At 66.0% G+C, this 24531-nt stretch carries 20 protein-coding genes and 1 pseudogene; 16 read left to right on the top strand and 5 right to left on the bottom strand.

Annotated features, from left to right (window positions below):
* Positions 1 to 21: 21 nt before the first annotated feature.
* Entirely contained in the window at positions 22 to 1029 is a 1008-nt protein-coding gene (locus LRC39_RS07345; RefSeq protein WP_346296814.1) for an ABC transporter substrate-binding protein, read from the bottom strand.
* A gap of 338 nt (positions 1030 to 1367) precedes the next feature.
* On the opposite strand from LRC39_RS07345, the gene LRC39_RS07340 reads away from it, so the two are divergent.
* The 12 genes and pseudogenes from LRC39_RS07340 (at position 1368) to atzF (ending at position 13132) form a co-directional block, all read left to right on the top strand.
* Positions 1368 to 1607, top strand: coding sequence for a hypothetical protein (locus LRC39_RS07340; protein ID WP_011157036.1), 240 nt, complete (start codon positions 1368 to 1370; stop codon positions 1605 to 1607).
* Positions 1608 to 1861: 254 nt separating this feature from the next.
* A complete protein-coding gene (locus tag LRC39_RS07335) occupies positions 1862 to 2326 on the top strand; it encodes a hypothetical protein (protein WP_011157035.1) in 465 nt (154 codons plus the stop codon).
* 373 nt (positions 2327 to 2699) lie between these two features.
* Positions 2700 to 4319: an ABC transporter substrate-binding protein gene (locus LRC39_RS07330; protein WP_346296813.1), complete on the top strand. Its 1620-nt coding sequence runs from the start codon at positions 2700 to 2702 to the stop codon at positions 4317 to 4319.
* A 156-nt stretch (positions 4320 to 4475) separates the two neighbouring features.
* Positions 4476 to 5489 (top strand): ABC transporter permease, encoded by a 1014-nt coding sequence (locus LRC39_RS07325; RefSeq protein WP_346296812.1) that lies wholly within the window; start codon positions 4476 to 4478, stop codon positions 5487 to 5489.
* Between the two features lie 10 nt (positions 5490 to 5499).
* Positions 5500 to 6411 (top strand): ABC transporter permease, encoded by a 912-nt coding sequence (locus tag LRC39_RS07320; protein WP_107357431.1) that lies wholly within the window; start codon positions 5500 to 5502, stop codon positions 6409 to 6411.
* A gap of 3 nt (positions 6412 to 6414) precedes the next feature.
* Positions 6415 to 6609: a hypothetical protein gene (locus LRC39_RS07315; RefSeq protein ID WP_346296811.1), complete on the top strand. Its 195-nt coding sequence runs from the start codon at positions 6415 to 6417 to the stop codon at positions 6607 to 6609.
* Complete coding sequence (locus LRC39_RS07310; RefSeq protein ID WP_346296810.1) at positions 6606 to 8444, top strand: ABC transporter ATP-binding protein; 1839 nt, start codon at positions 6606 to 6608, stop codon at positions 8442 to 8444. Before LRC39_RS07315 ends, LRC39_RS07310 begins: the two co-directional genes overlap by 4 nt.
* A 152-nt stretch (positions 8445 to 8596) precedes the next feature.
* Positions 8597 to 8785 (top strand): DUF4089 domain-containing protein, encoded by a 189-nt coding sequence (locus LRC39_RS07305; RefSeq protein WP_346296809.1) that lies wholly within the window; start codon positions 8597 to 8599, stop codon positions 8783 to 8785.
* Positions 8786 to 8813: 28 nt separating this feature from the next.
* Positions 8814 to 10189 (top strand): annotated as a pseudogene (locus tag LRC39_RS07300) (AtzE family amidohydrolase).
* Positions 10190 to 10191: 2 nt separating this feature from the next.
* Positions 10192 to 10587 (top strand): oxalurate catabolism protein HpxZ, encoded by a 396-nt coding sequence (gene hpxZ, locus LRC39_RS07295; RefSeq protein ID WP_107354708.1) that lies wholly within the window; start codon positions 10192 to 10194, stop codon positions 10585 to 10587.
* The gene (locus LRC39_RS07290; RefSeq protein ID WP_346296808.1) at positions 10584 to 11330 is read left to right on the top strand and encodes a GntR family transcriptional regulator; all 747 of its coding nucleotides are present in this window, start codon (positions 10584 to 10586) and stop codon (positions 11328 to 11330) included. Before hpxZ ends, LRC39_RS07290 begins: the two co-directional genes overlap by 4 nt.
* Entirely contained in the window at positions 11327 to 13132 is a 1806-nt protein-coding gene (gene atzF, locus LRC39_RS07285) for an allophanate hydrolase (RefSeq protein ID WP_346296807.1), read from the top strand. Before LRC39_RS07290 ends, atzF begins: the two co-directional genes overlap by 4 nt.
* 13 nt (positions 13133 to 13145) lie before the next feature.
* Here the strand turns inward: atzF and LRC39_RS07280 are convergent, their stop codons facing one another.
* On the bottom strand, positions 13146 to 14960 hold the full coding sequence (locus LRC39_RS07280; protein ID WP_346296806.1) for a chloride channel protein: 1815 nt from the start codon (positions 14958 to 14960) through the stop codon (positions 13146 to 13148).
* 246 nt (positions 14961 to 15206) lie between these two features.
* Between LRC39_RS07280 and LRC39_RS07275 the strand changes: the two genes are divergently transcribed.
* The gene (locus LRC39_RS07275; protein ID WP_346296805.1) at positions 15207 to 16010 is read left to right on the top strand and encodes a gamma-glutamyl-gamma-aminobutyrate hydrolase family protein; all 804 of its coding nucleotides are present in this window, start codon (positions 15207 to 15209) and stop codon (positions 16008 to 16010) included.
* A 118-nt stretch (positions 16011 to 16128) separates the two neighbouring features.
* Here LRC39_RS07275 and ilvD read toward each other — a convergent pair whose 3' ends face one another.
* Positions 16129 to 17988 (bottom strand): dihydroxy-acid dehydratase, encoded by a 1860-nt coding sequence (gene ilvD, locus LRC39_RS07270; protein ID WP_107343493.1) that lies wholly within the window; start codon positions 17986 to 17988, stop codon positions 16129 to 16131.
* Positions 17989 to 18318: 330 nt separating this feature from the next.
* Here ilvD and LRC39_RS07265 point away from each other — a divergent pair, with 330 nt between their 5' ends.
* The 3 genes from LRC39_RS07265 to LRC39_RS07255 all read left to right on the top strand — a co-directional run bounded on the left by LRC39_RS07265 (position 18319) and on the right by LRC39_RS07255 (position 21630).
* The gene (locus LRC39_RS07265) at positions 18319 to 19527 is read left to right on the top strand and encodes a GTP-binding protein (RefSeq protein WP_346296804.1); all 1209 of its coding nucleotides are present in this window, start codon (positions 18319 to 18321) and stop codon (positions 19525 to 19527) included.
* Positions 19528 to 19681: 154 nt separating this feature from the next.
* On the top strand, positions 19682 to 20638 hold the full coding sequence (locus tag LRC39_RS07260) for a DUF4424 domain-containing protein (protein WP_346296803.1): 957 nt from the start codon (positions 19682 to 19684) through the stop codon (positions 20636 to 20638).
* Positions 20639 to 20757: 119 nt separating this feature from the next.
* The gene (locus LRC39_RS07255; protein ID WP_346296802.1) at positions 20758 to 21630 is read left to right on the top strand and encodes a formate/nitrite transporter family protein; all 873 of its coding nucleotides are present in this window, start codon (positions 20758 to 20760) and stop codon (positions 21628 to 21630) included.
* A gap of 13 nt (positions 21631 to 21643) precedes the next feature.
* Here LRC39_RS07255 and LRC39_RS07250 read toward each other — a convergent pair whose 3' ends face one another.
* Both LRC39_RS07250 and LRC39_RS07245 read right to left on the bottom strand, forming a co-directional pair.
* The gene (locus tag LRC39_RS07250) at positions 21644 to 23554 is read right to left on the bottom strand and encodes a nitric oxide reductase activation protein NorD (RefSeq protein WP_346296801.1); all 1911 of its coding nucleotides are present in this window, start codon (positions 23552 to 23554) and stop codon (positions 21644 to 21646) included.
* 139 nt (positions 23555 to 23693) lie between these two features.
* Entirely contained in the window at positions 23694 to 24506 is an 813-nt protein-coding gene (locus tag LRC39_RS07245) for a CbbQ/NirQ/NorQ/GpvN family protein (protein ID WP_346296800.1), read from the bottom strand.
* Between the last annotated feature and the right edge of the window lie 25 nt (positions 24507 to 24531).

The following is a 24531-nucleotide window of genomic DNA, read 5'->3' as shown; positions in this document are numbered from 1 at the left end:
CGGCCGGGACGAGGGACCGGCTCAGCGGACTTCAGCGAGGTAGCGATTGGTGAAAGCCTTCTGGGCAGCTTCCATCTTGGCCCAATCGACATTCTTGGCGCGCGCGTAGTCGCTGTCCGGCAGGAACTTGGCCTTGACTTCGGGCGGCAATTCGATCGGCCGCGCCGGACGCAAGTATGCGTTGGTCCAAATCGCCTGGCCCTTGTCGGACAGTAGATAGTCCATCACCTTCTTGGCCTTGTCGGTGTCCGGCGCACCCTTCACCAGGCTGACCACATAGGGGAACACGACCGAGCCTTCGCACGGAATCACGAAGGCGAAGTTGCCCTTCTCGGTGTACTTGGCGCGGTAGGCGTTGAAATCGTAGTCGAACAGGATGGGAATCTCGCCCGACACCACGCGGGCGTAAGAGGTCTGCTTCGGCACGATCGCGTCATTGTCGTGCAGCTTCTTGAAGAACGACACCGCCGGCGAGAAATCCTGATCGCTGCCGCCGAGCGCGAGATTGACCGCGACCGCGCCGACATAGCCGACCGCCGCCGAGGGCGGATCGAGATAACCGACCATGCCCTTGTAGTCCGGCTTCTCGAGATCCTTCCAGCACGCAGGAACCGGCTTGCCGCCGAGCGCATCGACGTTGACGAACAGGCCGAGCGTGCCGGAATGGATCGCGGTCCACTCGCCTTCGGGATCCTTCAGGCCGGCCGGGACCTCGTCCCACTTTGCCGGCTTGTACGGCTGGGTGAGGCCCAGCGCCTTCGCCTTCATGCCGAAATTGACGCCGAAGTAGCCGATGTCGGCGACCGGGTTGCTCTTCTCGGCAATCAGCTGAGACAGCGCCTGGCCGGAATTTTTGTTGTCGAACGGGATGTCGTAGCCCAGATCGGCTTTGACCTGCTTCAGCATCGTTGCCCAATCGGCCCACTGCGGCGGGCAATTGTAGCAGATCACATCCGCAGCCTTCGCCGGCTGCAGCGAAGCAAATGCGGACAGCGCACATAGCGCGGTCATCAACCGGACCAGTTTCATCGGCTTCCTCATTTTCGACTGAGCGCAGCCTCGGGCGGCAAGGCCGCCGCTGCGTGCCCTCCCCTATCGATCGCCGATGACAGGTTTGCGACAGGGCCGGTAACAGGTGCCGCGAGCCGCAACCAGGAACTTTCGCTGCTGCAAACGATTGAGACGCGAACGACTGCGCCCGGCCTCCCGACGAGGGCTGATCGCGTCCGGGCCAGTCCGATCGCCGAACCTGCGCTGCGACCATCGACAACCGACCCGCCAGCCGCAGAGTTCGCGCACGAACCTTCACATGCCCTGCCCGCGCGCTAGCCATCGGCGAGCGGGTCCGACAGCGAAAGGAGCTGCTGATGCCGACGTCCGCCAAGAGCAATGCTTGCAGACCGTGGGACGACGAACAGGTCGAGCGGTTGAAGGAGCTGATTGCCAGCGGCGCATCGGCGGTGCGCGCGGCAGCGGCCCTGAAGCGCGCACGTTCATCGGTGCAGGTGAAGGCGCGCAAGCTCGGCATGCCGTTCATGGCCAGCCGCGACGCCAAGCGCATCCGCAACGCCAAGATCGCCGAAGCCGAAAGTCGCCTCGCGCGCTGACGTTCTGCGGTAAGATCATCCTCGACAATCAGCGCACGGTCGTCGGGTCGCGGCAGGCTGTCGCACCCGGCGATCATTTCTGGCGCAGAGCGCGCCATAACTAATTACCTTTGACCAAAGTGCTAATCGGATGAATAACTAACGCGCCAATTTTTTGCGGCGCCGCTGTGGAAAACAGCCCATAATGCGCCGGCTAACGCCGCCATCGAATCAAATCTGAAAGGCGCCCGCCAAGCGGGTGAAAGGGTCACACAATGCAATACTGGATCATTGCATTCACGGCCGCGCTGGTCGTGGTCATCGGTTACGCCGCCGGTCCGGTCGGCGCGCTGGTCTCACTGCTCGCTTTTGCGGGCTCGCTGTATCTGATGTGGGCGCGCAAGCTCGGCTTCGCCGGCGCATGGACGCGGTTCGCGCTCGACCGGTTCTCCGCTCCGTTCTGGAAGGGCGAGAACTGGGAACGCTTCAACGCCATGTTCCACGACGGTGAGAGCGTCGTGAAGGCCGGCACGGTCGCCACCGCGCTGATCGCGCTGTCGCTGATCCTGCCGCCGAGCCAGGTTGCGCTGATCGCCGCCGTGGTCGCCGCTTGGTACGCTTTCGAAGTGTACCGCAGCCACCGTCCGGTGGTTCGCCCGACCACCGCGATCGAAGCCAAGCCGGCCAATGACAGCGTGCTGTACACCCAGGTCCGCAACGAAAGCGCCAAGATCAACTGATCGCCTCTGGCGGATCGTTCGAGCCACTGACGACGCAGGCGGCGGGGATTTCCCCGCCGCTTTTGTTTTGGCCGCTCCCCTCAGCGACCATCGGACTAGTGCCGCGCAGCCGCCTTCGAAGGCCAATCTTCCGCAGACGGCGCGAGTGCGGCGCGCCCCTCCCGCTCACCATCGATCCACCGCACGACGACTGCACATTCTTTGTGCAAATTCTGCGTATTGTATGCAATTGGGTGGAGCGGAGGCGCCCCCTCCCAACCTCCATTTATAAAAATACAGCGACTTTTCAGACGGTTATGCAGATTTGAGCGTCTGGCACGAAGCTTGCGAACCAGTTCCATCAGCTACTTCCTCGTTGCTTTTGGAGCCGCATATGAAGCGTCGTGATTTCCTCAAGTCCGCTACAGCCCTCGCCGCCGGCGCGATGGTGCCAGCACCGGCAATCTGGTCCGCAGCCAAAGCCGACGCCCGATCGGAAACTCTGCTGGTCGTCTCCGAAAGCGGTCCGAACAATCTCGACATCCACGGCGTCGGCACCAACGTGCCCGGCTACGAGGTGTCATGGAATTGCTACGACCGGCTGATCACCCACGAAATGAAGGAAGGCCCCGGCGGCGTTCCCTACTACGACAAGGACAAGTTCAAGGGCGAGCTCGCCGACGACATGGTGATCGGCGACATGTCGGCGACCTTTAAGCTGAAGAAGAACGCCACTTTCCAGGACGGCACGCCGGTCACCGCCAAGGACGTGAAGTGGTCGCTCGATCGCTCGGTCAGCGTCGGCGGCTTCCCGACCTTTCAGATGAGCGCCGGCTCGCTGACCAAGCCCGAGCAGTTCGTGGTGGTCGACGACCACACCGTGCGGGTCGACTTCCTCAAGAAGGACCGGCTGACGATCCCGGATCTCGCGGTCATCGTGCCCTGCGTCGTCAACTCCGAGCTGGTGAAGAAGAACGCCACCGAGAAGGATCCGTGGGGTCTCGAATACACCAAGCAGAACACAGCCGGCTCCGGCGCGTATCGGGTGGTGAAGTGGACCGCCGGCACCGAAGTGATCATGGAGCGCAACGACAAGTGGGTCGGCGGCCCGCTGCCGAAGATCAAGCGCGTGATCTGGCGCATGGTGCCGCAGGCCGGCAACCGCCGCGCGCTGCTGGAGCGCGGCGACGCCGACATCTCCTACGAGTTGCCGAACCAGGACTTCGCCGAGATGAAGCGCGACGGCAAAGTCAACGTGGTGTCGCTGCCGATCTCGAACGGCATCCAGTATCTCGGCATGAACGTCACCCAGCCGCCGTTCAACAATCCGAAGGTGCGCGAAGCGGTGGCCTATGCGGTGCCGTATCAGAAGATCATCGACGCGGTGATGTTCGGCCTCGCCAACCCGATGTTTGGCGCCGCCGCGGACAAAGCGACCGAAGTGAAGTGGCCGCAGCCGACCAAGTACAACACCGACATGGCCAAGGCGAAGGCGCTGATGGCCGAGGCCGGCTACGCCAACGGTTTCGACACCACGCTGTCGTTCGACCTCGGCTTCGCCGGCGTCAACGAGCCGATGTGCATCCTGATCCAAGAGAGCCTGGCGCAGATCGGCATCCGCTGCACCATCAACAAGATCCCCGGCGCCAACTGGCGTACCGAGCTCAACAAGAAGGTGATGCCGCTCTACGTCAACATCTTCTCGGGCTGGCTCGATTATCCGGAGTACTTCTTCTACTGGTGCTATCACTCCGGCAAGTCGATCTTCAACACCATGGGCTACGACTCGCCCGAGATGGATAAGCTGATCGACAGCTCCCGCATCGCCGCCGCGACCGGCGACACCGCGACCTACGATCGCGACGTCAAGGGCTTCGTCGACCTCGCCTTCACCGACATCCCGCGCGTTCCGCTGTACCAGCCCTACCTCAACGTCGCGATGCAGAAGAACGTCTCCGGCTTCGCCTACTGGTTCCACCGCCGTCTCGACTACCGGACGATGGTGAAGGGCTGAGGCTCTTCTCCCTCTCCCGCTTGCGGGAGAGGGCCGGGGTGAAGGCGAAGCAGGCATTGTGCCTGGGGTCCCCACCCCTGTCCCCTCCCCGCAAGGGGAAGGGGAGCAGGCCCGCTGATACTTCAGCAATGACTATGTTCGTGAGGCTGTGATCCAATGCTCACCCTGATCGGCAAACGCCTTATGTTCGCGATCCCGAGCCTGATCGGCGTGGTGATCGTCACCTTCCTGCTGACCCGCGCGCTGCCGGGCGATCCTGCGGCGTATTTCGCCGGTCCTGCGGCGAGCAAGGAGGCGATCGAGCAGATCCGTCACAAGCTCGGCCTCGACAAATCGCTGCCTGAACAGTTCGTCCGCTACACCACCGATCTCGTCCGCGGTGACCTCGGCGAGTCGCTGACCACCGGCCAGCCCGTCGTCACCGAACTGAAGAACCGCCTGCCCGCCTCCGCCGAACTGACCCTGCTCGGCCTCGCGCTGGCGATTGTGATCGCGATCCCGCTCGGCATCATGGCAGCGACCCGGCCGGGTTCGTGGATCGATCACCTCTGCCGCGTCACCACCACCGCCGGCGTCTCGCTGCCAGTGTTCTTCACCGGCCTGCTGCTGGTCTACGTGTTCTACTTCAAGCTCGGCTGGGCCCCGGCGCCGCTCGGCCGGCTCGACGTGTTCTACTCGGCACCGCCGACCGTCACCGGCTTCTATCTGATCGACAGCCTGATCGCGCGCGACTTCGAGACCTTCCGGTCGGCGCTGAGTCAGCTTCTGCTCCCCGCAGCAACCCTGGCGATCTTCTCGCTGGCACCGATCGCCCGCATGACCCGCGCCTCGATGCTGGCGGTGCTGGCCTCGGACTTCGTCCGCACCGCGCGCGCCAGCGGCCTGTCGCCGCGCAAGGTGACGATGACCTACGCGTTCCGCAACGCGATGCTGCCGGTGATCACCACGCTGTCGATGGTGTTCTCGTTCCTGCTCGGCGCCAACGTGCTGGTCGAGAAGGTGTTCGCTTGGCCCGGCATCGGCTCCTACGCGGTCGAAGCGCTGATCGCATCCGACTTCGCACCGGTTCAGGGCTTCGTGCTCACCATGGCGGTGATGTACGTGCTGCTCAATCTGACAATCGACATTCTCTACGGCGTGATCGACCCACGCGTGCGGCTGGAAGGCTAGGAGCATGACCATGACCAGCGTCGCCCCTCCGATCGGCAAAACCTCCGCCAGCGCCAAGCCCGCGCGCCGCTCCGCACTGCGGGACACCATCGAGCACACCCGCTACGTGCTCGGCGACAACCGCGTCACCGCCTTCGCGTTCGGCCTATTGGTGGTGATCGTGTTCGCCGCATTGTTCGGGCCGTACATCGTCCCCTACGATCCGCTCGCCAGCGACACCGCGCAGGCACTCAAAGCCCCGTCGGCAGCGCACTGGTTCGGCACCGATCAGCTCGGCCGCGACATCTTCAGCCGCGTCGTGGTCGCGACACGGCTCGACCTATTCATCGCCGTCGCCTCGGTGGTGCTGGTGTTCCTGATGGGCGGCCTCGCCGGCGTCGCCGCCGGTTACTTCGGCGGCTGGACCGACCGCATCGTCGGCCGGATCGCCGACACCATCATGGCGTTTCCGCTGTTCGTGCTGGCGATGGGCATCGTGGCGGCGCTCGGCAACACGGTGCAGAACATCATCATCGCCACCGCGATCGTGAACTTCCCGCTGTATGCCCGGGTCGCCCGCGCCGAGGCCAATGTCCGCCGCGAAGCCGGCTTCGTGATGGCGGCGCGGCTGTCCGGCAACAGCGAGATGCGCATCCTGCTGGTGCACATCCTGCCGAACATCATGCCGATCATGATCGTGCAGATGTCGCTGACGATGGGCTACGCGATCCTCAACGCCGCCGGCCTGTCGTTCATCGGCCTCGGGGTCCGTCCGCCGACCGCCGAGTGGGGCATCATGGTCGCGGAGGGCGCGTCGTTCATGGTCTCCGGCGAATGGTGGATCGCACTGTTCCCCGGCCTCGCGCTGATGATCGCCGTGTTCTGCTTCAACCTGCTCGGCGACGGCCTGCGCGACATCTTCGACCCGCAGCGGAGGACGTGAGCCATGAACCTGTTGGCCGATCACGTCGCCCCACAAGCCTCCGTCATGGCCGGGCTCGACCCGGCCATCCATCCCGCTTCGCAAAACGTCTTCCCAAGAGCGATGGACCGCCGGGCCTTCGCCGCGCCGAAGGGGCTTCGGCCCCGCAGGCGGGTCAAGCCCGGCGGTGACAGCCATCACGTGGAGATGCCGTCATGACCACCCAGCCCCTGCTCGACGTCCGCGACCTCACGGTCGAATTCGTCACCCGCCGCGGCATCGTCAAGGCGGTGCAGCATGTCGATATCAGCGTCGGCAAAGGCGAGACGCTGGCGATCGTCGGCGAGTCCGGCTCCGGCAAGTCGGTGACCTCCTACGCGGTGATGCGGATTCTCGATCGCGCCGGGCGGATCGCCGAAGGCTCGGTGATGTTCGGCGGCATGGATCTGAAGGCGGCCAGCGAGCACCAGATGCGTGACCTGCGTGGCCGCGAAATCTCGATGATCTTCCAGAACCCCCGCGCCGCGCTCAACCCGATCCGGAAAGTCGGCGATCAGATCGAAGACGTGCTGCGCCAGCACGTACAGTCGACCTCGACCGATCGCGGCGAGAAGGCGATCGCGGCGCTGGAGGCGGTGAAGATCGCGCGGCCGCGCGAGCGCTATCACGCCTATCCGTTCCAGCTCTCCGGCGGCATGTGCCAGCGCGTGGTGATCGCGCTGGCGCTGGCCTGCAATCCGCAGCTGCTGATCGCCGACGAGCCGACCACCGGCCTCGACGTCACCACCCAGAAGGCGGTGATGGACCTGATCGTCGAACTGACCAAGAGCCGCGGGCTGTCGACGATCCTGATCACCCACGACCTCGGTCTCGCCGCCGCCTATTGCGACCGGGTGGTGGTGATGGAGAAGGGCCGCGTGGTCGAGACCGCCTCGGCGGCCGATATCTTCGCCAATCCGCAGCACCCCTACACCAAAAAGCTGATGCGCGCGACGCCGCGGCTCGGGGTGAGTTTGCGGGAGCTGCTGCCGGAGGGCGAAGACGGTGCGGCCGAACACGGCACAGCGCAAACCTCTCCCCGCGCGCGGGGAGAGGTCGGATCAGTGCGTAGCGATGATCCGGGTGAGGGGGCGTCTCCACGAGTCGGAGCGCTCGGCCTCGCGGAGACGCCCCCTCACCCCACCCCTCTCCCCGCAAGCGGGGAGAGGGAGCAGGCCACCCCCCTCCTCCTCGTCGAAAAGCTGGTGAAGGAATATCCGCGCCAGGGTGCGACTGCGACGCTGAGCCGGCTGTTCTCGCGCGGGCCGGCGCCGGAGCCGGAGGTGTTTCGCGCGGTCGACGGCATCAGTTTTCAGATCGGCCATGGCGAAAGCGTCGGGTTGGTCGGCGAGTCCGGCTGCGGCAAGTCGACCACCTCGATGATGCTGATGCGGCTGCTCGATCAGACCTCGGGCCGCATCGTGTTCGACGGCGAGGAGATCGGCACCATCCTGCCGCAGCGGTTCGCCCGGCTGCCGCTGCGCAAGTCGATCCAGATGGTGTTTCAGGATCCGACCGACAGTCTCAATCCGCGCTTCACCGCGGCGCGCGCGATCGCCGATCCGATCCTGCAGCTCGGCGAGATCAAAGGCCGCGATGCAGTGCGCGCACGCTGCGAGGAACTGGCCGAACAGGTCGGCCTGCCGCTCGATCTGCTCGACCGGTTTCCGCATCAGCTGTCCGGCGGCCAGAAGGCGCGCGTCGGTATCGCCCGCGCCATCGCGCTGCGGCCCAAGCTGGTGATCCTCGACGAGCCGACTGCTGCGCTCGACGTCTCGGTGCAGGCGGTGGTGCTGAACCTGCTGCAAGACCTGAAGCAGACGCTCGGGATGAGCTACCTGTTCGTATCGCACGACCTCAACGTGGTGCGGCTGCTGTGCGACCGCGTCGTCGTGATGCGCGCCGGGCGGATTGTCGAGCAGGGAACCTCCGAGCAGGTGCTCGGCAGCCCGAAGCACGACTACACCCGCGAACTCCTCACCGCGATCCCGCATCCGCCGCTGCCGGTGACGTGATGACGCGACACGCAAATCTCCATGGTCATTCCGGGGCGCTCGCGCCAGCGAGCGAACCCGGACTCTCCTGTTATCATCTCGGGATTCCGGGTTCGCGCTACGCGCGCCCCGGAATGACGAACTTGAATGCTGTACTTACTGAGGACACCGCATTGAACGACAAGTCACTCGATCTCGACTCCTACATCGACGCTGCTGGCTCCGCCCTGGGGTTGACCATCGACCCCGCCTGGAAGCCGGCAGTGCGGGCCAATCTCGAGGTCTCGCTGAAGCTAGCGCGGATGGTCGATGAGTTTCCGCTTCCCGACGAGACCGAGCCTGCGAGCGTGTTCCGTGCCTGAGATTGATCCCGCCATGTCCACTGACTGGATGACCGCCGCCGAGATCGCCGCAGCCGTGGCGAACCGGACCACCACTGCGCTCGCCGCCACCGAGGCCGCACTCAGCCGTATTACCAAGGCCGATCCGACCCTCAACGCTTTCACCGATGTCGTCGCCGAGCGGGCCCGCGCACGCGCCCGAGACATTGATGCCGCGATCGCGCGCGGCGAAAGCGTCGGCCCGCTCGCTGGCGTGCCGTTCGCGGTCAAGAACCTGTTCGATGTCGTCGGCCTCGCCACCCGCGCCGGCTCCAAGATCAACCGCGACCGCAGCCCGGCCGCCAGCGACGCGCCGCTGATCAAGCGGCTGGAAGCGGCAGGCGCCGTGCTGATCGGCGCGCTCAACATGGGCGAATACGCCTACGACTTCACCGGCGAGAACATCCACGACGGCCCGTCGCGCAATCCGCACGATCCGACCCGGATGACCGGCGGCTCCTCGGGCGGATCGGGCGCGGCGGTCGCCGGCGGCGAGGTCCCGCTGGCGCTCGGCTCAGATACCAACGGCTCGATCCGCGTCCCCTCCTCGCTGTGCGGCATCTTCGGTCTGAAGCCGACCTATGGGCGGCTGCCGCGCACCGGTTCGTTCCCGTTCGTGGCGAGCTTCGACCATCTTGGCCCGCTGGCACGCAGCGTCGCCGATCTGGCGCTGGCTTACGACGCGATGCAGGGGCCGGACGATGGCGACGCCGCCTGCACCACGCGGGCACCGGAGCCGGTCTCCGGCCTGCTCGCGGGGGCATCGACGGCCTGCGGATCGCAAAGGCCGGCGGTTACTTCGAGGCCAATCTGTTTCCGGAAGCGCACGAGGCTGTCGACCGCGTGGTCAAGGCGCTCGGTATCACCCGCTCGGTCGAACTGCCGGAAGCCGCCCGCGCCCGCGCCGCGGCTTACGTGATCAGCACGACCGAAGGCGCCTCGCTGCATCTCGACCGGCTGCGGCAGCAGCCGAATGACTTCGATCCCGCGGTGCGCGACCGGCTGCTCGCCGGCGCGATGGTGCCGGCGCCGCTGGTCGACCGCGCGCAGAAATTCCGCCGCTGGTACCGTGCCCGGGTGCTCGAATTGTTCGAGCAGGTCGACGTCATCATCGCCCCGGCAACGCCTTGCGTGGCGCCCAAGCTCGGACAAGTCACCTTCACGCTCGACGGATTCGAACTGCCGGTTCGTGCCAACGTCGGCATTCACACTCAGCCGATCTCGTTCATCGGCCTGCCGGTGGTAGCCGCCCCAATCCCGCTCGAGCCGTTGCCGATCGGGGTGCAGATCATCGCCGCGCCGTGGCGCGAAGACATCGCGCTGCGCGTCGCCGCAGCGCTGGAGCGCGCCGGCGTCGCCCGCGCGCCGCGACCGAAGGATTTCTGACCATGGATATCGATCTGCCCGACGTTGTCGCCGAAGTCGGCGATGCCTTCGCCCGCTACGAGGCCGCGCTCGTCAGTAACGACGTCGCCACGCTCAACGAGCTGTTTCACGACGATCCGCGCACGCTGCGCTATGGCGGCGGCGAGAACCTCTATGGCTACGACGAGATCAAAGCGTTCCGCGGCGCCCGCTCGCCGGTCGGGCTGATGCGTACCACCGCGCGAACGATCATCACGGCTTACGGCCGTGACACTGCGGTCGCATCGACCTTATTCTACCGCGACAACGCGCCCGGAAAGGTCGGACGTCAGATGCAGACCTGGGTACGGTTTGCCGAAGGCTGGCGCATCGTCGCGGCGCATGTCAGCATGATCGACGAACCGCGGGCGTCGCCATGAGCTTCGATGATGCGCAGACTTCACGCCGAACAAGGTCGCCTCTCGCGCCGCCGGGATTAATCACTCCGGATGCGCGGATCGTGCGGTCCGCTCCCCCTCCAATCAAGATCACCCGCGCCGAGGAGCTGCGGCGCCAGCTTGCCGACGAGATCGTGCGCGGCACGCTACGACCCGGCGCGGCGCTCGACGAAACCGACATCGCGCAACGCTTCAAGGTCTCTCGCACGCCGGTGCGCGAGGCGCTACGCCAGCTCGTCGCCAGCGGCCTCGTCGAGTCGCGGCCGCATCACGGCGCGGTGGTGGCGCAGCCGTCGTTCGAACGGCTCACCGGCATGTTCGAAGCGATGTCTGAACTCGAAGCGATGTGCGCGAGCTTTGCGGCCGAGCGGATGACGCCGCTGGAGCGCCGGACGCTGGAAACGATCCACGAGGAGCTGCGGATGCTCAGCTCGCAGGGCAATCCGGAACGCTTCCACGACGTCAACGAGCACTTTCACAACGCGATCTATGCCGGCGCGCATAACGACTACATCGCCGAGATCACCCTGGCGACGCGGGTGCGGGTGCAGCCGTTCCGCCGCGCTCAGTTCCGCAATCTCGGACGGTTGGCGAAGTCCCACGCCGAGCACGACCGCGTGGTGATCGCGATCCTGCGCGGCGACCGCGACGGCGCTGCCAAGGCCATGCGCCATCACATCGATCTGGTGCGCGACGAATACGAAATTTACGCGGTGTCGGTATGAGCAAGTTTGAAACGATCAGTGAAATCGTCGCCGCGCATCGCGCCGGCACCACCACCCCGGCGCAGACGATCGCGCGCTGCTATCAGCGCATCCGTGCCTATGCGGACCCGGCGCTGTTCATCGCCCTGCGGGAAGAGGCGGACGCGATCGCCGAAGCGGTTGCGCTGGCGGCGCGCGATCCATCGCTGCCGCTGTACGGCGTGCCGGTCGCGGTGAAGGACAATATCGACGTCGCCGGCCTGCCGACCACCGCCGCCTGCCCGGCATTTGCGTATCAGCCAGCCCGCGACGCCACCGCGGTCGCCAAGCTGCGCGCCGCCGGTGCGATCGTGATCGGCAAGACCAATCTCGATCAGTTCGCCACCGGCCTGGTCGGTGTGCGGTCGCCCTATGGCGTGCCGCGCAACGCGATGCGCAGCGATCTCGTGCCCGGCGGATCGAGCTCCGGTTCGGCCGTCGCGGTCGGTGCCGGTCTGGTGCCGCTGTCGCTCGGTACCGATACGGCGGGCTCCGGCCGAGTGCCGGCGATGCTCAACAACATCGTCGGGCTGAAGCCGAGCCTCGGAATGATCTCGACCACGGGTGTCGTGCCGGCCTGCCGCACGCTCGACTGCGTCTCGGTGTTCGCGTTGACTACCGATGACGCGATCACCGCCCTGCGGGTGATGACGGCGCCGGACGCTGAAGATCCGTTCTCGCGCGAGCGGCCGGTGGCGGCAGTGACGGCGATGCCGCCGCGGGTCCGACTCGGCATACCGCAGAAAGGCCAGTTGCAGTTCTTCGGCGATGACCTCGCGGCAGGGGGATACGAGGAGGCGCTGGAGCGCTGGCGGCGGCTCGGCGCGGAGCTGATTGAGATCGACGTCGAGCCGCTCTACGAGACGGCCCGGCTGCTCTACGAAGGGCCATGGGTGGCTGAGCGCTATCTGACCATTCGGGAGCTGCTCGAAACCCAGCCGGACGCGGTGCATCCGGTGACACGGCAGATCACGCTCGCCGGCGCCAAGCTGTCAGCCGCCGACACCTTCGCGGCGCTCTACCGGCTGCAGGCACTGCGCAAGATCACCGAGCGCAGCTTCGCCGGCATCGACGCGCTGGTGCTGCCGACCGCGCCAACCGCCTACACAGTCGACCAGGTGCTGGCCGATCCGATCACGCTGAACAGCCGGCTCGGCACCTACACCAATTTCGTCAATTTGCTCGACCTCTGCGGCCTCGCGCTGCCGGCGTCGATCCGCAGCGACGGCATTCCGTTCGGCATCACCCTGCTGGCGCCTGCCGGGCGCGATGCCGAACTTGCCAGTCTCGGCCGTGTCTTCCATGCAGACACCGCGCTGCCGATCGGCGCCAGCAGCCACTCCCAGCCACCGCTAGCCAAAGTCACAGGTGGTGATGCGCCCGAGGAGATCGCAATCGCGGTGGTCGGAGCGCATCTGTCCGGCATGCCGCTGAACCGGGAACTGACCGCACTCGGCGGCCGGCTGCTGTCGGCCACCGCCACGGCACCGGACTACAAACTCTATGCGCTGAAAGGCACCGTGCCGCCGAAGCCTGGCCTGCTGCGCGTGGCGCCCGGTGGTGGTTCTGCGATCGCTGTGGAAGTGTGGGCGCTGTCGCCGGGCGCATTTGGCGCGTTCGTTGCGGCAATCCCATCGCCGCTGTCGATCGGCACGCTGACGCTCGCCGACGGCACCGCGGTGAAGGGCTTCCTCACCGAGCCGGCGGCGATCGAAGGCGCCCGCGATATCTCGCATTTCGGTGGCTGGCGCGCCTACATGGCGGATCTGGCGGCGACCGGCTGAACGGTCTCCGCCATCAGCGGAAGAACACTTCCTGATTACGGCGCTCGAGCTCGGTCGAATAGGTCCGCAGCACGTGCGCCTCGCTGACGGTGCCGATCGCGCGGCGATCCTCGGCGTTGTCGATCACCACCAGCACGTCGGCCTCGGTGCGATCGAATGCCGCAAGAATGTCCCGCACCGTCACTTGCGGCAGCAGGAACTGATCGCGCTGCTGCGCCAGGGTCTCCAGCAGCGCCTCTCCCGGATCGGCAACGCCGTGCAGTTCGGCCGAGTTGACGATGCCGGCGTAGCTGCCGTCGACATGCCGCAGCACGATCTGCTTGACGCGGCCGGGCGGGAACAGCTTCTGCGCCTCGACGATCGGCAGGTCGGCCGGCGCGGTCGGGAAATCCGTCCGCATCAGCGTGGCGGCGCTGATCTGCTTGACCCAGCCGATGTCCTGCGGCCCGCGGATGGTCTCGCCGCGCAGATGGAAGCGCCACGTGGCGAAGCTGTAGCCGAACAGCTCGCGCACGATCAGCGCGCTCATCGATGCCGCCACCACCGCGCCGATCGTCACCCAGAAGTCGCCGGTCAGTTCGAGCGCCAGACAGATCATGCTGAACGGCGCGCCGATCACGCCGGTCCCGAGCGCCACCATGCCGGCGACCGCCGCCGTGCCGGGCTGCAGCGCGATGTCCGGGAAGTACGGCGTAAGCACGGTGCTGTAGAGCTGGCCGATCAGCGAGCCGAGCATCAGCGAGGCGAAGAACAGGCCGCCGCGGAAGCCGGCGCCGAGCGAAATCGCCGACGCCAGCGTCTTCAGGATCAGCGTCGTCAGCAGCATCAGCCAGGTCGGGTTGGTGATCAGCAAAAGCTGCATCGCGCCATGGCCCGAGCCGAGCACGGTCGGGCTGAGTAGCGCCAGCCCGCTGAGCAGCAGCGCGCCAATCACCAACCGCAGCGCGCCACGCCAGATGCTGATGCGCTGAAATACCCGCTCCGAGAACGCCACCGCCAGCATCACCAGGATGCTGAAGAACGCGCACAGCACGCCGAGCAACATGGTCTGGCCGATCATCTCGACCGAGGCCGGCGTCGGCACGCCGGGAATCTGCAGGAACGACGGGTGCACCAGATTGCGCATCACCAGCCACGACGACACCGCGCTGGCGATCACCGGCACCAGGCTCGCCGACGTATAGGCCCCGAGCACGACCTCGAAAGCGAAGAACGCACCGGCGAGCGGCGCGGTGAACGCCGCACTGATCGCGCCGGCGGCGCCGCAAGCCACCAGCAGCCGCATGTCGGCGCGCCGGGCGGCGAGCCGCTGGCCGATCTGCGAGCTGAACGCGGCGCAGATCTGAGTGTAGCCCGCTTCCAGGCCGACCGAAGCGCCACAGCCATTCGACAGCAGCGTTTGCAGCGAGATCAGCAGGCTGCCGCGCATCGACACCCGTCCGCCATACAGCGCGTTGGCTTCGATCGCGTCGGCGAGCCGGCCCTTGAACCGGCCAGCGTAAAACAGGCCGATGAGGGTCAAGATAATGGCGCCGCCGAGCGGCACCAACAGGGTGCGCTGCCAGGAGATCACGCCGTTGGCGCTGAGCCGTGTATCGAATGGGATATTGAACAGCACCGCATGAGCGAATTCGCTCAGGCGCCAGATGATCGCCACTAACAGGCCCGACAACAGCCCGATTACCACCGCGACCAACACCAGACCGATTTCCCGGTTGCGCACGAAATTGCGCACCACGGCAGGCAGTCGCCACGGAGCGGACGCCGCCGGCGCCGCGGAGGTGGGGCCTGCAACAGCGGGCGTATCCGGGCGCGAGACCACGCTCATCGGGCGGCCCTGCCGGCAAGGACGGTCATCGACATGAAGCGAGGCACATGGCTGCGGGCGATCCTCGGGAAAATACAAGCCCGTGCCGGCTCGGACGCCGCACGAACTCGGCTGATTGGCGCCAGCTTCTACCGGCTGATCAGACGGATCGCCAGTGCAGAGCTGGCAACCAATTAAGGCAGCATCGTCGGGCTCGATTTTCGTCGTTTTGGCTGTATGGTCCGAGGGTTGTCTGGGAGGAACAGGATGACTGGCAGAGCGGTGGTCGGCGTGATCGGCAACGCCCATCTCGTCGATAATCGGTTTGCCGTCCAGCATGTGGGCGAGCGCAACCTGCGCGCGGTGGCCGAGGTGGCCGGTGCGCTGCCGCTGATGTTCGGCGGCTCGTCCGAGTTCGCCCAGATCGAGGACCTGCTCGCGGTGGTCGACGGCATCCTGCTGACCGGCGGCCGGGCCAATGTGCATCCGACCTACTTCAAGACCGAGCCCAATCCCCGCCACGAGCCCTACGACCAGCCGCGCGACGAGCTGGCGCTGGCGCTGGTGCGCACCTGTGTCGAGCGCGGGGTGCCGCTGTTCGGGATCTGCCGCGGCTTTCAGGAGATGAACGTCGCCTATGGCGGCTCGCTGCATCCGGAGATCCGCGATCTGCCGGGGCGGATGAACCACCGAATGCCGCGGCTGGAGAACGGCGAGATCCATCCCGATCCGACCGTGGTGTTCGCCGATCGCCACGACGTCCAGCTCACAGCAGGCGGCGTGTTCGCGCGGCTGTTCGGCCGTGATCTGATCCGGGTCAATTCGCTGCACGGCCAGGGCATTCTCGAGCCCGGCCCGCGCATTGTGATCGAAGGCGTCGCCGAAGACGGCACCATCGAGGCGATCCGCATCGCCGATGCGCCTGGCTTCGCGCTCGGCGTGCAATGGCACGCCGAATATGATCCGCAGGTCAATCCGATCAACCGCGCGCTGTTTCTCGCCTTCGGCGAAGCGGTCGCCGCGTATCGTACGGCGCGGCAGCGGCCCGCCGTGCTGCGGCGGTCGGGCTGAGGCACAGCATCATTGCTACATGCAATGCGTCCTCGCCCCGAGAATGTCGTTGTATTGAGAGCGGTCGTGGGCAGTTCTGAGTTCATGAACACAGAACTGCCCAGCCGTAAGTCAGCCGCTAGTTCGACTTACCGAACCGGCGCTTCACATCGCGCACCGCGCCGTTGGCGGCGCTGGTGGTCAGCATCGCGTAGGCCTGCAGCGCCGCCGAGACGTTGCGCTTGCGGTCCTTCGGCGTCCACGCCGCCTCGCCGCGCGCCCGCTCTTCCTCGCCGCGCTTGGCGAGTTCGGCCTCGGAGACGTCGAGGCTGATGGTGCGGTTCGGAATGTCGATCGAGATCCGGTCGCCGTCGCGCACCAGACCGATCAGGCCGCCTTCCGCCGCTTCCGGCGAGACGTGGCCGATCGAGAGGCCCGAGGTGCCGCCGGAGAACCGGCCGTCGGTGATCAGCGCACAGGCTTTGCCGAGGCCCTTCGACTTCAAGTAGCTGGTCGGATACAGCATCTCCTGCATGCCCGGACCACCACGCGGACCTTCGTAGCGGATCACCACGACATCGCCGGCGACGATTTTATTGGTCAGGATCGCCGACACTGCGTCGTCCTGGCTTTCGAACACCTTCACCGGGCCGGAGAAGGTCAGGATCGAGGCGTCGACGCCGGCGGTCTTTACGATGCAGCCGTCCTGCGCGATGTTGCCGTACAGCACGGCGAGACCGCCGTCCTTGCTGAACGCATGCGCGGCGTCGCGGATCACGCCCTTCTCACGGTCGAGATCGAGCTCGTCGTAGCGACGGTCCTGGCTGAACGCGGTCTGCGACGGCACGCCGCCCGGCGCCGCACGGAAGAAGGTGCGGACGCTCTCGCTGTTGCTCTGGCGGATGTCCCACCGCGCCAGGGCTGCGCCGAGCGTTTCGGAATGTACGGTGCCGCAGGAAGTATCGAGCAGACCGGCGCGATCGAGCTCACCGAGGATCGCCATGATGCCGCCGGCGCGATGCACGTCTTCCATGTGCACGTCGGACACCGACGGCGCGATCTTGCTGAGGCACGGCACCCGGCGCGACAGCCGGTCGATATCCTTCATCGAGAAATCGAGTTCGGCCTCGCGCGCGGCAGCGAGCAGATGCAGCACGGTGTTGGTCGAACCGCCCATCGCGATGTCGAGCGTCATCGCGTTCTCGAACGCCTTGAAGTTCGCGATATTGCGCGGCAGCACCGAAGCGTCGTCGCGCTCGTAGTAACGCCGCGCCAGATCGACGATGGTGTGGCCGGCCTCGACGAACAGCCGCTTGCGGTCGGCGTGGGTGGCGAGCACCGAGCCGTTGCCAGGCAGCGACAGGCCGAGCGCTTCGGTGAGACAGTTCATCGAATTGGCGGTGAACATCCCCGAGCACGAGCCGCAGGTCGGGCACGCCGAGCGCTCCATGGTCTGCACGTCTTCGTCGCTCATCGCGCTGTCGGCGGCAGCCACCATCGCGTCGATCAGATCGACCGCGTGGGTCTTGCCCTTCAGCACCACCTTGCCGGCTTCCATCGGACCACCGGAGACGAACACGGCTGGGATATTGAGCCGCATCGCCGCCATCAGCATGCCGGGCGTGATCTTGTCGCAGTTGGAGATGCACACCATCGCGTCGGCGCAATGCGCATTGACCATGTACTCGACGCTGTCGGCGATCAGTTCACGCGACGGCAGCGAATACAGCATGCCGTCGTGGCCCATCGCGATGCCGTCGTCGACCGCGATGGTGTTGAACTCCTTGGCGACGCCGCCGGCCGCTTCGATCTCACGCGCAACGAGCTGGCCGAGGTCCTTGAGATGGACGTGGCCGGGCACAAACTGGGTGAACGAATTGACCACCGCGATGATCGGCTTGCCGAAATCGGAATCCTTCATACCGGTGGCGCGCCACAGGCCGCGCGCGCCGGCCATGTTGCGGCCGTGGGTCGTCGTTCTCGAGCGATAAGCAGGCATTGAACTGTTCCGTGAAAATGTCCGTCGCCGGAAAGGCGCGCCGGCGGCCGAAAACAGGCTTCAGTGAGAGGCGCGCCGAAGCAAAGCGACCATCAACAAGCCTTACTGCAGAACCAACGGCCTCTCAATGGCCGCCGGGCGCGCAGCCCAATGCGAGCCCGCACGAAAGCGACACCGATCGCAGGCTAGCTTCAGGTCGCCACCGCCTGCGCACGATCAATTGAACGGCGTCCGTCCAAGCCGAACCGCGGCCGCTTGCCCCCGCTATATGTAATGTTATAACGTTACGTTTATAACCCTCCAGTACCTGCAACGAAGGCTTTCCTCGTCATGGATCACCCCCTGCTCCCGGTCACAGTGCTGTCCGGCTTTCTCGGTGCCGGCAAAACCACCCTGCTCAACCGGATGCTGGCCAACCGCGAGGGGCGGCGGCTGGCGGTGATCGTCAACGACATGAGCGAGGTGAACATCGACGCCGAGCTGGTGCGGCAGGATGGCGGGCTGACGCGATCGGAGGAAACGCTGGTCGAGATGACCAACGGCTGCATCTGCTGCACACTGCGCGAGGACCTCCTGCAGGAAGTGCGTAGACTCGCCGAAAGCGGCCGGTTCGACGGTCTGGTGATCGAATCAACAGGGATCGCCGAGCCGCTGCCGATCGCCGCGACGTTCGAATTCCGCGACGAGAACGGCGCCAGCCTGTCGGACATCGCGCGGCTGGACACGATGGTGACGGTGGTCGATACCGCAAGCCTATTGGCGAACTACTCCAGCCAGGAATTCCTGCGCGACCGCGGCGAAGTCGCCGGCGCGGACGACGAGCGCACCCTGGTCGACCTGCTGGTCGAGCAGATCGAATTCGCCGACGTCGTCGTGCTCAACAAGGTCTCGGCGACCTCACCGAGCCGGCGCGAAACCGCGCGATCAATCGTGCGGGCGCTGAACTCGGATGCCAAGATCATCGAGGCCGATTTCGGCGACGTGCCGCTGTCGTCGGTATTGCACACCGGGCTGTTCGATTTCGAGCGCGCGCATCAGCATCCGCTGTGGTTCAAGGAGCTGAATGGCTTCGCCGACCACGTGCCGGAGACCGAAGAATACGGCATTCGCTCGTTCGTTTACCGCGCGCGGCGGCCGTTTCATCCGCTGCGGTTTCAGTCGTTCTGCAACCGGAGCTGGCCGGGCGTGATCCGCGCCAAGGGCTTCTTCTGGCTGGCGACACGACCGCAGCATGTCGGCGAAATCGCACAAGCCGGCGCGATGGTGCGGACTTCCAAGCGTGGGCTATGGTGGTCGGCGGTGCCGAAGACGCATTGGCCGGATAGCAACGACTGGCACGAGGCGATGAAGCCGTACTTCGATCCGGTGTGGGGCGACCGCCGCCAGGAAATCGTGTTCATCGGCACCGGCGAGATGGACGAGACAGCGCTGCGTCGCCAGCTCGATCTGTGTCTCGTCGGCGAGGATGCGGAGTTCACGCCGGATGCGTGGCGGCAGTTGCCCGATCCGTTTCCGAGCTGGGCGCCGGCACAGAACTGATGACGGACCTCCCGTCACGCCAAGCTTGATCCGGTTGTGCGCTCTGGCACATTTGGATCAAGCGCCGCGCTCCGTTCGCGGCAAAGCCTTGGCGTTGGGGGATACCGTGCATCGAACAATCGCTCCGTCCGCAGCAGCCGTTGTGGCTGCGCTGATGACGTACTGCCTGCCGGCGCGAGCCAATGATACCACCGCAGCCCTGACGACCGGCGGGCTCGAATTCCGCACCAACGCCGATATCGAGATGCTGTCGGAGGATCTGTCGATCTCGCGCGAGCGGATCGAAGTTCGCTACCGCTTCCTCAATCGCTCCGGCACCGATCAGCACGTCACCGTGGCGTTTCCGATGCCGGAGATCGACTATTCGGACGCCAATAATATCGACGTGCCGAACAACGAAGCCGACAACTTCCTGAACTTCCGCACCAAGGTCGATGGCCGCGACGTTGCGGCCCAGCTCGAACAGAAGGCGCTGGTCGGCAAGACCGACGTCACCGCCCGGCTGCAAGCACTCGGCGTGCCGCTGCAGCCGCGGGCGAAAGCGACCCAGACCGCGCTGGAAGCGCTGCCGGCGCAGGCGCAGCAGCAACTGCTCAAGGACGAGATCGTCCGGCCCGACGATTTCGACGCCGGCAAAGGCATGGAACATCACCTCGCGCCGAACTGGCGGCTGCGGGCGACCTATTACTGGGATCAGACCTTCCCGGCCGGCCGCGAGGTGGTGGTCGAGCACAGCTACACCCCGAGCGTCGGCGGCAGCGTGCAGACCGGCATCACGGGCCCATATTCGACGGCAGAGGAGCGAGCCAACTACACGCGCAAGTTCTGCGCCGAGCCTTCGTTCGTCCAGGCGGTCGCAGCGATGACGCGGAAGAACGGCAACCAGCCGCCGCCGGAGCAGCGCGTCTCCTACGTCCTGACCACCGGCGCCAATTGGGCGAAGCCGATCGGCGATTTCCATCTGACGATCGACAAAGGCAAGCCGAACTCGCTGGTCAGTTTCTGCGAGACCGGCGTGGTCAAAACCGGCCCCACCCGGTTTGAAGTGCGCAAGACCAACTTCAAGCCGAGCCGCGACCTGGACATCCTGATCATCGACGCCCCGCAGTAGCGGTCGCGAACGTCCACGCTGATCGGCTGGAACTTCCATCCGGCGCCGTACTTGATCTGCGGTTTGCAGAAAGGCGGCGAGCGATCCGGCTTGCGCGCCTTTGCGGCCAAGGACCGTCGATGGCGTCAGCGCAGCACCACCCAGCCTCCACCTCGTCGCGCCGGGCCGACGATCCGCAGGACAATCACGCCGCGATCACCGAGCGCGAGGTCGAGGACGTCGAATCGCGTTCGAGCCCGCGCACACCGGTGATCTACGAGATCGTCCGCCGCCTCGGCGAAGAGGAAATGGCGCGGCCGGTGGTGTCGCTGTGGTGGTCGGGGCTCGCCGCCGGCCTGTCGATCAGCTTCTCGCTGCTCGCGCAGGCGGTACTGCAGCAGCATCTCGAGCCAACCGGCTGGCGGCCGCTGGTGACCAGCTTCGGCTATTCGATCGGCTTTCTGATGGTGGTGCTGGCGCGTCAGCAGCTGTTCACCGAGAACACCATCACGGTGGTGCTGCCGGTGATGGCGAACTGGTCGCTGCGTAATTTCGGCTGCGCAGCCCGGCTATGGGCCGTGGTGCTGCTGGCGAATTTCGCCGGCACGTTGTTCGCTGCGGCGTTCTGCAGCTTCACGCCGGCGATCACGCCGGAGTTGAAGCACGAGATGCTGGAGATCAGCCGCCATGTGGTCGAATACGGCTGGTTCGCCGCGATGATGAAGGCGATCGCTGCCGGCTTCCTGATCGCCGCGATGGTGTGGCTGCTGCCGAGCGCGGAAGGCAGTCAGGTCTGGATCATCGTGGTGATGACCTGGCTGATCTCGGCCGGCGGCTTCATGCACATCGTCGCCGGCAGCATGGAGGCGTTCATGCTGATGTTGGACGGCTCAGTCAGTATCGCCCAGGTGTTCGGCGATTTCATTGCGCCGGTTCTGATCGGCAACGTCATCGGCGGCACCGCGCTGTTCGCATTGCTGACCTATGCGCAGGTGATGAAGGAGATGGAGTGAGCGGCAAGTCCGGTCACCCCATCAGATTGCGGTAGATGCCGGGGAGCGCGGCGGGCAGCCGGCCGATATGTCCGACGATGGCATAACCGGCGCGGCCGAACAGCGTCGGAAAGTACGACTGCGCATCGACATCGATGGTGACGCCGAACACCGCAATGCCGCTGCGACGCGCCTCCTGCACCGCCCTGCGGCTGTCCTCGAGTGCGAACCGGCCCTCGTAGTGGTCGACGTCGTTGGGCTTGCCGTCGGTCAGCACCAGCAGCAGCTTCTTGCGCTGCGGCTGTTTGGCCAGCTCCGCGCTGGCATGGCGCAGCGCCGCGCCGATCCGCGTGTAGTAGCCGGGCTTCAGCGCCGCGATCCTCCGCTCGACCAGCGGGCTCATGCTCTCGCCAAAGCCCTTTACGGTCTCCACCCGCACCCAATCCCGGCGCCGCGACGTGAACGTCAGGATGCTGTGCTGATCGCCGCAGGCTTCGATGCCGTGGGACAGCACCGTCAAAGCTTCTTTCTCGACGTCGAGCACGCGGCGATTGTCGATCCAGGCATCGGTCGACAGCGAAACGTCCACCAGTAGCGTCACGGCCAGGTCGCGCGCCTGCGACCGGGCTGCGAGATGGAAACGATCGAAGCCGCTATCGCCTGCGGCAATCTCGCAGCGCGAGCGCACCAGCGCGTCGAGATCGAGATCATGACCGTCGGCTTGCGCCCGCAGCACCTCGTGCCGCGGCCGCAACGCCTCGAACTGACGCCGCACCCGTTTGACCAGCGCCCGCGTCGCCTCACCGCATTGCCACGCCTCGCCCTGCTCCGGCGCCTGCTGCGCCAGCACCCGGCAATGATCCGCAAGATAGGCGCCGCGCTTATAGTCCCATTCCGGATACAGCTTGCCGGCGGTGAGCCGGCTGTGCTCGATCGCCTGCGGCGGCAGATCGAGATCGAAACGGAATTTGCTCGCGGGCTTCTTGGTCGATTTGCCGATGGTGATCTCGTCGAGATCGTCGGCCGCCTTGTCGGCGTGGTCGTCGTCGTCCTCGTCGGTCGGGCGATCGACATTGACCATCTCGGCCATCGCCAGGATCTTCTCGAACCGGTTGAGCGCCAGCGGATCGCGTTTCGGCCCATCGTCCGCCTTGCGCTTCGCCACCTTGCGCCGCGGTTCCGAACAAGGCTTTGACGCCGCCTCGTCAGTGTCATCCGGATCGCGGACCGGAGCCTCGACATCACGAGTCCAGACTTCACCCCACAATGGGCACGGCAGGAACGGCTGATAGCCCGGTGGCGACCGGACCGAGATCTCGCCGTCGGTCACGATCATCCGCCACAACTCGGGGTCCGGCGTCACGTTCGCACCGAGCAGCACCTGGATCGCGGTTTCGAGATCGCTCTCCATCCGCGGCAACGCCCGGCGTGGCCGCGCTGCAGCCGTTGCTGCCGCAAGTTGATGGTAGGAGGCGCGGAAACCGGGATAGGCGGCCAGCACCCGTTGCGTCGTCGCGTATGCCCGTCGCAGCAGCAGAACGTCGCGCCGCAGCGGATCGACTTCGTGTACGCTGCCGGTCGGCGCCACTGCGAACCAAGCCGCCAGCCAGCGATACAGCGCGCGATTCAGCGCGACATCGGCGAACAGCGCAATCCGGTCGGGCAAGAAGAGCGTGGCATCGTCCCGGCCAGGCTGCATCAGCCGCTCCTCGCCGAGCCCGATGCGCTGCCGCCAGCCGAGCCGGTGGCCCGAGGTGCGGCCGCTGCTGCCGGCAAGCTGCACCGCGGTCTCTCCTCCGAGCCCGCGGTACATCACACCGAGCGCGGCACGGCAGTCGTTCAGCATCGCCGCGTGCTCTGGATGCTCCGGATAGCTCGCCGCGCGCCCCACCAGCCGATGCCAGGCGCGGCCGACGGTCTCTTCGAGTTCGAGGAAGTCGAGCATGGTGATTGTCCACAACGTCCCGGGTCCGTCATTCCGGGGCGCGAGCGCAGCTCGCGAACCCGGAATCCCGAAGTTGTTATCGAAGGAGATTCCGGGCTCGCCGCTGCGCGGCGCCCCGGAATGACTGAAGAGAGGCGGACTATCCCATCACCGCGCTGGCGACTTCGATCAGGGCGGCTTTCACATCGGTATCGTCGGTCAGCGGCTCGATCAGGCCGGCGAGGACGGCGTCGCGCACCGAGAGGCCTTCGCTGATCAGGCTGGCGCAATACACTAACAGCCGGGTCGAGACGCCCTCTTCGAGGTCGTGGCCCTTGAGCTTGCGGAGCCGGCCGGCGAGTGCGACCAGCGGCGCGACACGCTCGCTCGGCAGGCCGCTCTCGGCGGCCACCACCGCGATCTCCTGTTCGGGCGCGAGGAAGCCAAACTCGATGGCGGCGAAACGCTGCCGGGTCGACGGCTTCAGCGCCTTGAGCAGGCTCTGGTAGCCGGGGTTGTAGGACACCACGAGCATGAAATGCGGCGGCGCCTGCAGTTCCTCGCCGGTGCGCTCCAGCGGGAGCACGCGGCGATCATCCGCGAGCGGATGCAGCACCACTGCGACATCCTTGCGGGCCTCGACCACCTCGTCGAGATAACAGATGCCGCCTTCCCGCACCGCGCGGGTCAGCGGACCATCGACCCACACCGTCTCGCCGCCCTTCAGCAGGTAGCGGCCGGTGAGATCCGCCGCGGTAAGATCGTCGTGGCAGGACACCGTGAACAGCGGCAGGCCGAGCCGCGCCGCCATATGCGCGACGAAGCGCGTCTTGCCGCAGCCGGTCGGCCCCTTCAGCAGCAGCGGCACCCGCCGCTTCCAGGCGTGTTCGAACAGCGCGCATTCGTTGCCGGCGGGCGTGTAGGGCGGCGGAACGGGCAGCGTCGCATCGATGGCATGTAGAGCGGGCTTCATGGCGATCTCCGTGAATGGAAAGAGG

The organism is Rhodopseudomonas sp. P1 (assembly GCF_039642825.1).
Taxonomy (GTDB): Bacteria; Pseudomonadota; Alphaproteobacteria; order Rhizobiales; family Xanthobacteraceae; genus Rhodopseudomonas; species Rhodopseudomonas palustris_H.
Note: the sequence above shows the minus strand (reverse complement) of the source record. Positions and strands in the feature narration are given on the sequence as shown.